Consider the following 12,820-nt stretch of genomic DNA (forward strand, 5'->3'; position numbering starts at 1 on the left):
TGGCAGGCTATGTTTTGTTAATCACACTGGACTTTAATCGCCAGTCCGCCGCGTGATGTTTCGCGGTATTTCGCGTTCATGTCCTTGCCGGTTTCGTACATGGTCTCAATGACTTTATCCAGCGAGACGCGCGGGGCGCTGGTACGGCGCATTGCCATACGCGCTGCGTTGATCGCTTTTACCGAAGCAATCGCGTTACGCTCGATACACGGCACCTGAACCTGACCGGCAACCGGGTCACAGGTCAGCCCCAGGTTGTGCTCCATGCCGATTTCCGCGGCGACGCACACCTGCTCCGGGCTGGCCCCAAGCAGCTCCGCCAGTCCTGCCGCCGCCATTGAGCAGGCGACGCCGACTTCCCCCTGGCAGCCGACTTCGGCGCCGGAAATCGAGGCGTTCATCTTGTACAGCGCGCCGATAGCGCCAGCGGCCAGGAAGTAACGGGTGTAGATATCCGGGCTGACGGGTTCAATGAAGTGGTCATAGTAAGCCAGCACCGCAGGCACGATCCCGCAAGCGCCGTTGGTCGGCGCCGTAACGACACGCCCGCCCGCGGCGTTTTCTTCGTTTACCGCCAGCGCAAACATGTTGACCCAGTCAATGACGTTCATCGGGTCGCTGGACAGTTTGTCGCTGGAAACCAGCATGCGACGCAGTGCGGAAGCACGACGCGGAACGCGCAGCGGCCCCGGCAGAACCCCTTCGGTATTCATCCCGCGATCGATACACGCCTGCATGGTCTGCCAGACGTTGGCGAAATACTCTTCGATTTCCTTTTTGCTGTGCAGCGCCAGTTCGTTCTGCATCACCATCCCGGAGAGCGACAGACCGGTGCTGTTGCAATATTCCAGCATTTCGGTCGCCGATTTAAACGGATAAGGGACGCTGACCTCATTGGCGGCGTCCTGACCAAAATGCTCTTCATCGACAATAAAGCCGCCGCCGATGGAATAATACGTTTTGCTATAAATGACGGTTTCGCCATTGTACGCGTGGATCTGCATTCCATTTTCATGCAATGGCAGGTTGCCATTGTGAAAACGCATCCCGTTATCCTGGGGAAAATCCACTTCGTGCTGGCCCTGCGCCAGTAACAGGCGACCGCGCGCTTCAACGTCGCGAATAAAACCAGGGATGCTGTCAATATCCACGGTGGCAGGTTCGTTACCCGCCAGACCCATAATAATGGCGATATCGGTGTGGTGACCTTTACCCGTGAGCGACAGTGAACCATACACGTCGACGGCGACACGAGTAACGCTATCCAGTAATCCTTTTTCGACCAGGTCATCGACGAACTGTTTACCCGCCTTCATAGGCCCTACAGTATGGGAGGATGAGGGACCAATCCCCACCTTAAACATGTCGAATAGACTAATCACGATAATACTCCTGACAGGGTGACCGGGCTTCCCGGTTACGATGTAATAACTGCGCATAGTGTAAGAGGGAACGCGGCGATCGGCTTAACTATTCACATGAATTAAACTAATGGATAACCACGTATTTACTAATGTTGGGACGGGAATCTCAAGTTGTGTTCTGCGCGTGTAAAGATAAGTATAGTCAGGGTCTCACGCCAATTTGCAGCGCCAGCTCACGAATTATTCCGGCGGTCATTCCCCAGACGAAATAATGCTCATACCACGAAAGCCATACGCGATGTGAATCGCCGCGTCGATAAATATCCAGCGGATGATAACGCCCCAGACGCAGAGCTTCTGAAAGCGGCATCTCAAAGACAGAGGCCACCTCATCTTCGCTGGCGTGATAATGCAGATTCGGGGGAATAATGCCGACCACCGGCGTAACCTGAAAACCCGTGACGCTGTCTACGGGCGGCAGCACGCCAATCACTTCGACGGATTCCGGCGGGATTGCCACCTCTTCCTGCGCTTCACGCAGCGCAGCGGCAATCAGCGACGCATCGCTGCTGTCAACGGCGCCGCCGGGGAACGCGACCTGACCGGCGTGTTTGCGCAGGCGCGCTGAACGCTGAGTCAGCAATAGACCCGGCCGGGCGCGGCGAACCACCGGGATCAGCACGGCAGCCTGACGACGGTTTAACGTCTCACCATTCACCTGCGGGCGCAAAAGTTGAAAGCGTGATAAAAAATCATCAAGGGTCAGGCTGCTGTTTTCCACGACTCAGTTCTCCAGTTGCTGCAAAATTCGATTCACTTTATCAAACGTCTCCTGATATTCCGCGTCCTCCTGGCTGTCCGCTACGATGCCGCCGCCCGCAGAGCAATAGAGATGCCCGTCTACAGCGGTAAGCGTGCGGATCGTGATGCTGGTGTCCATGTTGCCGCAAAAACTCAGGTAGCCGATGCTGCCGCACCAGGCGTTGCGTCTGTGCGGCTCCAGCGCGTCAATGATCTCCATCGCCCGGACTTTTGGCGCGCCGGTAATTGAACCGCCGGGAAAAGCGGCGCGCAGCAAATCGGTGGCATGTAAATTATCGGGCAAACGGGCGGTAATGGTACTGACAAGATGATGTACTGCCGGGAAGGGTTCAACCACAAACAGCTCGGGAACCTTGACCGACCCCGGAACGGCAACGCGGCCGACGTCGTTACGCATCAAATCGACAATCATCAGGTTTTCTGCGCGGTCTTTTGCCGACATCGCGAGCGTTAGCGCCTGCTGGCGATCCGCCTGCGGGTCGTCCAGCCGGGGAAGGGTGCCTTTGATTGGGCGAGTCTGAATGTGCCCCTCTTCGGACTGAATAAAGCGCTCGGGAGAAAGGCTCAGAATCGCACCGTCCTCCAGGCGCAAAAACGCGCTGAACGGGGCGCGGTTAGCGTGATTAAGCCGCACGAAGGCCAGCCATTCGTCTCCCTGATAGTCAGCCTGAAAACGCTGGGCGAGGTTAACCTGATAACAGTCGCCGCTGTGCAGCCAGCTCTGCACCTGGCGGAATTTTTCACCGTACTGTGCGCGGGTCATGTTTGATTGCCATGCGGAGGTCAACGCGAAGGGTTTTCGCACCGGCGTCTGCTGACGCGCCAGCCACTCAAGGCGAGCGTGAACGTCGGTATGGCTCAACAGAGAGACGGTCTGTCTGCGATGATCGACGACTAAGGCCCAGTCGTAAATGCCGATCGCCATATCCGGCAGGGTGATATCGCGCTGTGCGAGCGTGGGCAGGGATTCAAAACGGCGGCCAAGGTCGTAACCTAACAGCCCCAGCGCGCCGCCCTGAAACGGCAGATTGGGGTCATATGGCGGCTGGATGCCCGCAGATGCCAGCGCCGCCTGCAACACGGTCATGGGATCGTCGGCGGTCGTGGTTGTGCCATGCTTATCGCGCACGCGGGTCTCTTCGCCGTGTGTCGACAGCGTTGCCACGGGGTCGGCCACCAGAATATCAAAACGATTATGCGGATGTTCAGCATGGCCGGAATGCAGCAGCATGGCCCAGGGCTGATGGCTCAGCGGGGCAAAATAGTACTCGGCGGCGTCCGGGCGCCACGGTAAAATAATAACAGCGGGTGATAATGTCTTCATCGGTCCTGGTCTACTGGCTATGTGCCGGGTAGCATGAAATAATTAGCGCAGACAATTTAGCAGGAGTTAACAATGTTTGCAGGTTTACCTTCACTCAGCCACGAGCAGCAACAAAAAGCGGTAGAGCGCATTCAGGAACTGATGTCGCAAGGAATGAGCAGCGGACAGGCAATCGCGCAGGTGGCGGATGAACTGCGCGCCACCCATACCGGCGAGCGGATCGTGGCGCGTTTTGAGGATGAGGACGAATAACGTCGCATTACACTGCGGCGATAATCTTGATCTCAACTCTGTATTTCGGGTTCATCAGCCCGGCCTGCACCGTGCAACGTACTGGCGCGTGACCGGCAACGACCCACGCGTCCCAGGCTTTATTCATGGCGGCAAAATCGCTTTTATCGGCCAGGAAAATAGTGGCATCAAGAATACGTGACTTACGGGTGCCCTGTTTTTCCAGCGCCGCATCAATTTGCGCCAGCGTGTTGGCGGTCTGTTCAAACGCATCGGCGTCGAGGTTTTCCGGCACACCGGTGTAATAAAGCGTGTTGTTATGGATTACTACATCAGACCAACGATCTTCGGCATCAATACGTATGATAGTCATAAATCATTCCTCGTTAACTTTCCGTTCGACGCGGCAAGACTGCCATAATGTTGCGTTGCCGTCACCTCTTCAACTGGCGTAAGCGACGGCGTCCTGACATAATCCCTGTTCAAATCAACAGGGGGTAGTGTGACGGACGATTTTGCAGCAGACGGTCAGTTGGCTAAAGCGATACCGGGATTTAAACCGCGCGAACCACAGCGGCAGATGGCCGTTGCCGTCACGCATGCTATTGAAAAATCACAACCGCTTGTTGTCGAAGCCGGGACGGGAACAGGCAAAACTTATGCCTACCTCGCGCCGGCGTTACGCGCCGGAAAAAAAGTGATCATCTCGACGGGATCGAAAGCGTTGCAGGATCAGCTCTACAGTCGCGATCTTCCCACCGTCTCAAACGCCCTCAAATTCACCGGTAAACTGGCGCTGTTGAAAGGGCGCTCTAACTATCTTTGTCTGGAACGTCTCGAACAGCAAGCGCTGGCGGGCGGCGATTTGCCGGTACAAATTTTAAGCGATGTGATTTTGCTGCGGTCGTGGTCGAATCAAACCGAAGACGGCGACATCAGTACCTGCGTCAGCGTAGCGGAAGACTCGCAGGCGTGGCCGCTGGTCACCAGCACCAATGACAACTGTCTGGGCAGCGACTGCCCGCTGTATAAAGACTGTTTTGTGGTTAAAGCGCGTAAAAAGGCGATGGATGCCGATGTGGTTGTCGTCAACCACCATCTTTTCCTCGCGGATATGGTGGTCAAAGAGAGTGGGTTTGGCGAACTGATCCCGGAGGCGGAGGTGATGATCTTCGATGAGGCCCACCAGCTTCCTGATATCGCCAGCCAGTATTTCGGCCAGTCGCTCTCCAGCCGACAGCTCCTCGACCTGGCGAAAGATTTTACCATCGCCTACCGCACGGAATTGAAAGACACCCAGCAGTTGCAGAAATGCGCCGACCGACTGGCGCAGAGCGCGCAGGATTTTCGCCTGCAACTGGGCGAGCCGGGCTATCGCGGAAATTTACGTGAGCTGCTGGCCGACCCACGGGTACAGCGCGCGCTATTGCTGCTCGACGATACGCTTGAGCTTTGCTACGACGTGGCAAAACTCTCTCTGGGGCGTTCCGCATTGTTGGATGCCGCTTTCGAGCGTGCGACCTTGTATCGTGCGCGGCTGAAACGCTTAAAAGAGATCAACCAGCCAGGGTACAGCTACTGGTACGAATGCACGTCGCGCCATTTCACGCTGGCGCTCACTCCGCTTACGGTCGCGGATAAATTCAAAGAGGTGATGGCGCAGAAACCCGGCAGCTGGATTTTTACCTCTGCCACGCTGTCGGTGAACGACGATCTCCATCACTTTACGGCGCGGCTGGGCATTGAACAGGCCGAATCGATGCTGTTGCCCAGTCCGTTCGACTATACCCGCCAGGCGCTGTTGTGCGTGCCGCGTAACCTGCCGCAAACTAACCAGCCGGGCTCTGCCCGACAGCTGGCGGCAATGTTAAGACCGATCATCGAAGCTAACAATGGCCGCTGCTTTATGCTGTGTACGTCGCATGCCATGATGCGCGATCTGGCGGAACAGTTCCGCGCCACCATGACGCTGCCCGTCCTGTTGCAGGGCGAAACCAGCAAAGGTCAACTGCTGCAACAGTTCGTCAGCGCCGGTAATGCGCTACTGGTCGCAACCAGCAGCTTCTGGGAAGGGGTGGATGTGCGCGGCGATACGCTGTCGCTGGTGATTATCGATAAATTACCTTTTACCTCTCCTGACGATCCCTTGCTGAAAGCGCGGATGGAGGATTGTCGTCTGCGCGGCGGCGATCCGTTTGATGAAGTGCAGCTACCCGACGCGGTCATCACGCTGAAACAGGGGGTGGGGCGTCTGATTCGCGATTCCGACGATCGTGGGGTGTTGGTGATTTGTGATAACCGGCTGGTGATGCGACCGTACGGTGCTACCTTCCTGGCGAGTCTGCCGCCCACGCCGCGCACCCGGGACATCGCCCGCGCCGTCAGATTTCTCGCCATACCAACGGCCGAGTAATTTGTTACGGAGTATGGTAAGATGCGCGCCATTTTATTGATTTAAGCACGAAGACCCATGCGAATTCTGGCTATCGATACCGCCACAGAAGCGTGTTCCGTTGCCCTGTGGAATGACGGTAATATCAACGCTCATTTTGAGCTTTGCCCACGAGAACATACCCAACGTATTTTGCCGATGGTGCAGGATATCCTGGCCGCCAACAGCATTACGCTTACCGATATCGACGCGTTGGCGTTTGGTCGCGGCCCCGGCAGTTTTACCGGCGTGCGTATTGGCATTGGCATTGCGCAGGGGCTGGCGCTGGGCGCGAACCTGCCGATGACTGGCGTTTCAACGCTGGCGACAATGGCGCAGGGCGCCTGGCGTAAAAGCGGCGCGACGCGCGTGCTGGCGGCGATTGACGCACGTATGGGCGAAGTCTACTGGGCGGAATACCAGCGTGATGAAAATGGCGTCTGGCACGGGGAAGAGACCGAGGCCGTGTTAAATCCCGGGCTGGTTAGCGAACGGTTGAAGCAGCTTTCCGGGGAGTGGGCTACTGTTGGCACAGGCTGGCCTGCATGGCCTGATCTGGGTAAAGACAGCGGTCTGGCTTTGCGCGATGGCGACGTTCTGCTTCCGGCGGCGGAGGATATGCTGCCTCTCGCCAGTCAGATGCTGGCAGCGGGGAAAACCGTCGCGGTTGAACAGGCCGAACCGGTTTATTTACGTAACAACGTCGCGTGGAAGAAACTTCCGGGCAAAGAATGAATCTCAGTATTATCACCCTGAATAATTTGAACGTAGCTGTTACACACAGGCAGTTTGAAGTATGACGAGAATATGTGCTGAGAAAAAAGGAGTCGCACTATGGCGGTTCAACAACAGGTAATGAAAGGAATTCTGGCGGGAGTGGTCGCGTTAACGCTGAGTGGCTGCGTTACCGTCCCGGATGCCATCAAAGGTTCCAGTCCCACGCCGCAGCAGGATCTGGTGCGGGTTATGAATGCGCCGCAGCTGTACGTCGGCCAGGAAGCGCGTTTTGGCGGTAAAGTGGTGGATGTGCAAAACCAGCAGGGAAAAACGCGGCTGGAAATCGCCAGCGTGCCGCTTGATAACGGCGCGCGTCCGATCCTCGGTGAGGCTTCGCGAGGGCGGATTTATGCCGACGTGAACGGCTTCCTTGACCCGGTAGACTTCCGTGGGCAACTGGTGACGGTCGTCGGGCCGATTACCGGCACGGTGGACGGTAAGGTCGGCAGTACGCCGTATAAGTTTATGCTGATGCAGGCAACGGGCTATAAACGCTGGCACCTTACTCAGCAGATCGTCATGCCGCCGCAGCCGATCGATCCCTGGTTCTACGGTGGACGAGGCTGGCCGTACGGCTATGGCGGTTGGGGATGGTATAACCCAGGCCCCGCACAGGTTCAAACGATCGTAACTGAATAACCCCTTGTTTTATCAATAAAAGAGACAGCGGCTGGTCCGCTGTTTCTGCATTAATACGGACATAAGAAAAATAAATAGTGACGCGCTTCGCAACCTTTTCGTTGAGTGATTAATAAACTGGTACGCTGAGTTAATATTATGTTAACGACTTGTTTATTAACTGGGGTTGCGATGACGACGAACACTCATTTTAGAGGTGATGCTTTGAAGAAGGTTTGGCTTAACCGATATCCCGCTGATGTCCCGGCGGAGATCAATCCTGACCGTTATCAATCCCTGGTTGAATTATTTGAACATGCCGTTGTGCGTTACGCCGACCAGCCTGCGTTCGTCAATATGGGGGAGGTGATGACCTTCCGCAAACTGGAAGAGCGCAGCCGGGCATTCGCGGCCTATTTGCAGGAAGGACTAGGCCTCAAAAAAGGCGACCGCGTCGCGCTAATGATGCCGAATCTGCTGCAATACCCGGTCGCGCTGTTTGGTATTTTGCGCGCCGGGATGATCGTCGTGAATGTCAACCCGCTGTATACGCCGCGTGAGCTTGAGCATCAGCTCAATGACAGCGGGGCGGCGGCTATCGTGATCGTCTCTAACTTTGCCCACACGCTGGAAAAAGTGGTCGATAAAACGTCCGTACAGCACGTAATTCTGACGCGCATGGGCGACCAGCTTTCTACTGCGAAAGGTACGCTGGTTAACTTTGTCGTGAAATACATTAAGCGTCTGGTGCCGAAATATCACCTGCCGGATGCGATCTCTTTTCGCCGCGCGCTACACGCAGGTTATCGGATGCAGTACGTGAAGCCTGAGCTGGTCACCGAAGATCTGGCGTTCCTGCAATACACGGGCGGTACAACCGGCGTAGCGAAAGGCGCGATGCTGACGCACCGCAACATGCTGGCAAACCTGGAGCAGGTAAAAGGCACCTACGGGCCGTTGCTGCATGAGGGGAAAGAGCTGGTGGTGACGGCGTTGCCGCTGTATCACATTTTCGCGTTGACCATGAACTGCCTGCTGTTTATTGAACTGGGCGGGCAAAACCTGCTCATCACTAACCCGCGCGACATTCCGGGCATGGTGAAAGAGCTGGCGAAATATCCGTTTACCGCGATGACCGGCGTTAACACCCTGTTTAACGCCTTGCTGAACAACAAAGAATTCCAGCAACTGGACTTCTCTACGCTGCACCTTTCTGCTGGCGGCGGTATGCCGGTACAGCATGCGGTTGCAGAACGTTGGGTGAAACTGACCGGACAATATTTGCTTGAAGGCTACGGTCTGACCGAGTGCGCGCCGTTGGTCAGCGTGAACCCGCATGATATCGATTATCACAGCGGCAGTATCGGGCTGCCCGTTCCCTCTACCGATGTAAAACTGGTGGATGACGAAGGCAACGAGGTGCCGACAGGCGAGCCTGGCGAACTGTGTGTGAAGGGGCCGCAGGTGATGCTGGGATACTGGCAGCGCCCGGACGCGACGGATGAAATCGTCAAAGACGGCTGGCTTTACACGGGGGATATCGCGGTGATTGATGACGAAGGGTTCCTGCGCATCGTCGATCGCAAAAAAGATATGATTCTGGTTTCCGGCTTTAACGTCTATCCTAATGAAATTGAAGACGTGGTGATGCAGCATCCTGGCGTTCAGGAAGTGGCGGCAGTCGGCGTACCTTCGGGCAGCAGCGGTGAAAGCGTGAAAATCTTTGTCGTGAAGAAAGACCCGGCGTTGACCGACGAGGCATTGATTACCTTCTGCCGTCGCCAGTTGACGGGGTATAAAGTGCCGAAGCTGGTGGAGTTTCGCGACGAACTGCCTAAATCGAACGTCGGAAAAATTTTACGACGAGAATTACGTGACGAAGCGCGTGGCAAAGTAGACAATAAAGCCTGAGCTTTAAGCAAGTCGCCAGACGCCGGTTAAGCCGGCGTTTTTTTTGGCGCAAACTAAAGAGAATATGATTTGAATTACCAAATGATCACTACGGACGACGCGCTGGCGACGTTATGTGAAGCGGTTCGGGCATTTCCGGCGATTGCTCTTGATACGGAGTTTGTCCGTACGCGCACCTATTACCCGCAACTTGGGCTTATCCAGCTGTTTGATGGCGAGCATGTCGCCCTGATTGATCCTCACGGCATTACCGACTGGTCGCCTCTGCGCGCCGTGTTGCGTGATACCGCGATAACCAAATTTTTGCATGCGGGCAGCGAAGATCTGGAGGTTTTTCTCAACACCTTCGGGGAGCTACCGCAACCGCTGATCGACACGCAGATCCTTGCCGCATTTTGTGGCCGCCCCTTGTCCTGGGGTTTTGCCGCGATGGTCGAGGAGTTTACGGGCGTCGCGCTGGATAAAAGCGAGTCCCGTACCGACTGGCTGGCAAGACCGTTAACCGAACGTCAGTGCGAGTATGCGGCGGCGGACGTCTGGTATTTGTTACCGATCACCAAAAAACTGATGGTCGAAACCGAAGCATCCGGCTGGCTGCCTGCGGCGCTGGATGAATGCCGTCTGATGCAGCAGCGTCGTCAGGAAATTCTGGCGCCGGAAGAGGCCTGGCGTGACATCACCAATGCGTGGCAGTTGCGTACCCGTCAACTGGCCTGCCTGCAACTGTTGGCCGACTGGCGGCTGCGCAAGGCGCGTGAGCGCGATCTGGCGGTCAACTTTGTGGTGCGCGAAGAGCACCTGTGGGCGGTGGCGCGCTATATGCCGGGGAGTCTGGGCGAACTGGACAGCCTGGGGCTTTCTGGCAGCGAAATTCGTTTTCACGGTAAGACGCTGATCGCGTTAGTGGAGAAGGCGCAGGCGCTGCCGGAAGAGACGCTGCCGGAACCCTTGCTGAACCTGATGGATATGCCAGGCTATCGCAAGGCGTTTAAAGCCATCAAAGCGCTGGTGGCGGACGTTAGCGCGACGCACAACGTCAGTGCGGAATTGCTGGCATCGCGTCGGCAAATCAACCAGTTGCTTAACTGGCACTGGAAGTTAAAACCGCAGGCCACGCAGCCGGAACTCATCTCCGGCTGGCGTGCGGAACTGATGGCGGAAAAACTGCGGAATCTGTTGCAGGAATATCCGCTGTAATACGGATGATGGCCGCTATCCGGCCGCTCCGTCATTAGCGCAGCGCCTGACAGATCGCCTCCGCCATCTGCCGGGTGGAGGCGGCGCCTTTCAGATCCGGTGTTTTCGGGCCGTTAGCGATAACTTGCTCAATGGCCGCGAGAATACCGTCATGTGCCTCCCGGTAGCGCGTATCGCCATTGCCGAGGAAATCCAGCATCATGGCGCCCGCCCAGATGGTGGCAACAGGGTTGGCGATATTCTTGCCGTATATATCCGGCGCAGAGCCGTGTACCGGTTCAAACAGCGACGGGAATGTGCGTTCCGGGTTCAGGTTTGCGGAAGGCGCAATGCCGATGGTGCCGGTACAGGCCGGGCCAAGATCGGACAGAATATCGCCAAACAGATTTGAGGCGACAACCACGTCAAAGCGCTCCGGCTGCATGACAAAGCGGGCGCACAGAATGTCGATATGCTGCTTATCCCAACGAATCTCCGGGTAGTGCTGCGCCATTGCTTCAACGCGTTCATCCCAGAAAGGCATACTGATAGCCAGGCCGTTGGATTTGGTGGCGGACGTCAGCGTTTTGCGCGGTCGGCTTTGCGCCAGCTCAAAGGCGTAGCGCAGAATGCGATCCACTCCACGCCGGGTAAATACCGACTCCTGAATCACCACTTCGTGCTCGGTTCCGGCATTGACGCGCCCGCCCAGCGAGGAGTATTCCCCTTCGGTGTTCTCGCGCACGACGTAGAAATCAATATCTCCCGCTTTTTTTCCGGCCAGCGGGCAGGGAACGCCGGGAAACAGACGTACCGGACGCAGGTTAACGTACTGGTCAAATTCGCGGCGGAATTTCAGCAGCGATCCCCACAATGAAACATGGTCCGGGACGGTATCCGGCCAGCCGACGGCGCCGAAATAGATCGCATCAAACGATTTTAGCTGCGCATGCCAGTCGTCAGGCATCATCGCACCGTGATGCGCATAATATTCGCAGCTGGCCCACTCAATCGGCTCAAAGCTGAGCGAGAGATCCCAGCGTTCGGCGGCGGTCTGCAATACGCGAATACCTTCAGGCAGGACTTCTTTACCAATACCGTCTCCGGGAATAGCGGCAATACGACAGGTTTTCTTCATACCAGCTCTCACTTATCAGTAGTCAAAATTGACTTACCCCTTATCCTATAATTGACTGATTGAGAGTTAATCCTTCCAACTGGTGAAACATAAAACACAGATCATGAATAATCTGCCTCTCCTGAATGATTTACGCGTCTTTATGCGGGTTGCCCGGCGTGCGGGTTTTAGCGCGGTTGCGGAGGAACTGGGCGTTTCGCCGGCGTTTATCAGCAAACGGGTGGCGTTGCTGGAGCAGACGCTGAACGTGGTGCTGCTCCACCGAACGACCCGGCGGGTGACGATCACGGAAGAGGGCGAGCGTATTTACGAATGGGCGCAGCGCATTTTGCAGGATGTGGATCAGATGATGGATGAGCTGTCTGACGTGCGGCAAGTCCCACAAGGTATGCTGCGTATTATCAGCAGTTTTGGCTTCGGTCGGCGGATTGTTGCGCCCGCGCTGTCGGCGCTGGCGAAGCAGTATCCACAGCTGGAGTTGCGGTTTGACGTTGAGGACCGGCTGGTGGATCTGGTGAATGAAGGGGTCGATCTTGATATTCGTATTGGTGATGAGATTGCCTCTAATTTAATCGCGCATAAGCTTGGAACCAATTACCGTATTTTATGCGCATCACCGGCGTTTCTGGCGCAGCACGGCACGCCGAAGCAGCTCAGCGATCTGGCAGCCTTTCCGTGTCTGGTGATTAAAGAGCGTGACCATCCCTTTGGAATCTGGCAGTTACGCACAAAAGAACGGGAATATTCGATTAAAGTGACAGGGTCACTGTCCTCCAACCACGGTGAGATTGTGCATCAATGGTGTCTGGACGGGCAGGGCATTGCGTTGCGGTCGTGGTGGGATGTCTGCGATAACATTGCCAGCGGTCATCTGGTGCAGGTTCTGCCGGAATATTATCAGCCTGCCAATATCTGGGCGGTCTCTGCTTCCCGTCTTTCCTCGTCGGCAAAAATTCGTATTACGGTTGAATTTCTGCGCCGCTATTTTCAGGAGCGTTACCCGAAGTTCAGCCTGGAATAAGCGCCGC

General features: G+C 56.1%; 12 protein-coding genes. 7 read left to right on the plus strand and 5 right to left on the minus strand.

The features are described 5' to 3' along the window. Positions 1-17: 17 nt before the first annotated feature. The 3 genes from sdaA to pabB form a co-directional block, all read right to left on the minus strand. Positions 18-1,382, minus strand: coding sequence for an L-serine ammonia-lyase (gene sdaA / locus OGX80_RS20225; protein WP_024130267.1), 1,365 nt, complete (start codon positions 1,380-1,382; stop codon positions 18-20). Between the two features lie 184 nt (positions 1,383-1,566). Beyond that, entirely contained in the window at positions 1,567-2,145 is a 579-nt protein-coding gene (locus tag OGX80_RS20230) for a CoA pyrophosphatase (RefSeq protein ID WP_012132061.1), read from the minus strand. 3 nt (positions 2,146-2,148) lie between these two features. Beyond that, positions 2,149-3,510 (minus strand): aminodeoxychorismate synthase component 1, encoded by a 1,362-nt coding sequence (gene pabB / locus OGX80_RS20235; protein WP_111925689.1) that lies wholly within the window; start codon positions 3,508-3,510, stop codon positions 2,149-2,151. Between the two features lie 72 nt (positions 3,511-3,582). On the opposite strand from pabB, the gene OGX80_RS20240 reads away from it, so the two are divergent. After that, positions 3,583-3,762 (plus strand): YoaH family protein, encoded by a 180-nt coding sequence (locus OGX80_RS20240; protein WP_012132063.1) that lies wholly within the window; start codon positions 3,583-3,585, stop codon positions 3,760-3,762. Positions 3,763-3,769: 7 nt separating this feature from the next. Here OGX80_RS20240 and OGX80_RS20245 read toward each other — a convergent pair whose 3' ends face one another. Further along, entirely contained in the window at positions 3,770-4,114 is a 345-nt protein-coding gene (locus tag OGX80_RS20245; RefSeq protein WP_012132064.1) for a RidA family protein, read from the minus strand. 129 nt (positions 4,115-4,243) lie between these two features. On the opposite strand from OGX80_RS20245, the gene yoaA reads away from it, so the two are divergent. The 5 genes from yoaA to rnd all read left to right on the plus strand — a co-directional run bounded on the left by yoaA (position 4,244) and on the right by rnd (position 10,675). Beyond that, the gene (yoaA, locus tag OGX80_RS20250; protein ID WP_115181549.1) at positions 4,244-6,154 is read left to right on the plus strand and encodes a DNA repair helicase YoaA; all 1,911 of its coding nucleotides are present in this window, start codon (positions 4,244-4,246) and stop codon (positions 6,152-6,154) included. A gap of 57 nt (positions 6,155-6,211) precedes the next feature. Next, positions 6,212-6,907: a tRNA (adenosine(37)-N6)-threonylcarbamoyltransferase complex dimerization subunit type 1 TsaB gene (gene tsaB, locus OGX80_RS20255; protein ID WP_047463242.1), complete on the plus strand. Its 696-nt coding sequence runs from the start codon at positions 6,212-6,214 to the stop codon at positions 6,905-6,907. A gap of 99 nt (positions 6,908-7,006) precedes the next feature. After that, complete coding sequence (locus OGX80_RS20260) at positions 7,007-7,588, plus strand: Slp family lipoprotein (protein WP_047463245.1); 582 nt, start codon at positions 7,007-7,009, stop codon at positions 7,586-7,588. A gap of 204 nt (positions 7,589-7,792) precedes the next feature. After that, positions 7,793-9,478, plus strand: a complete 1,686-nt coding sequence (fadD, locus tag OGX80_RS20265; RefSeq protein WP_080750364.1) for a long-chain-fatty-acid--CoA ligase FadD — start codon at positions 7,793-7,795, stop codon at positions 9,476-9,478. A 69-nt stretch (positions 9,479-9,547) separates the two neighbouring features. Next, positions 9,548-10,675 carry a ribonuclease D gene (gene rnd, locus OGX80_RS20270; protein WP_077956910.1) on the plus strand — a complete coding sequence of 376 codons (1,128 nt, stop codon included), beginning with the start codon at positions 9,548-9,550 and terminating at the stop codon, positions 10,673-10,675. 34 nt (positions 10,676-10,709) lie between these two features. Here rnd and OGX80_RS20275 read toward each other — a convergent pair whose 3' ends face one another. Then, positions 10,710-11,792: a tartrate dehydrogenase gene (locus OGX80_RS20275; RefSeq protein ID WP_115181550.1), complete on the minus strand. Its 1,083-nt coding sequence runs from the start codon at positions 11,790-11,792 to the stop codon at positions 10,710-10,712. Between the two features lie 103 nt (positions 11,793-11,895). On the opposite strand from OGX80_RS20275, the gene OGX80_RS20280 reads away from it, so the two are divergent. Then, positions 11,896-12,813, plus strand: a complete 918-nt coding sequence (locus OGX80_RS20280) for a LysR substrate-binding domain-containing protein (RefSeq protein ID WP_049008374.1) — start codon at positions 11,896-11,898, stop codon at positions 12,811-12,813. Positions 12,814-12,820 lie beyond the last annotated feature (7 nt).

The sequence above is a fragment of the Citrobacter sp. CK194 genome (genome assembly GCF_030333395.1).
GTDB lineage: Bacteria > Pseudomonadota > Gammaproteobacteria > Enterobacterales > Enterobacteriaceae > Citrobacter_B > Citrobacter_B koseri.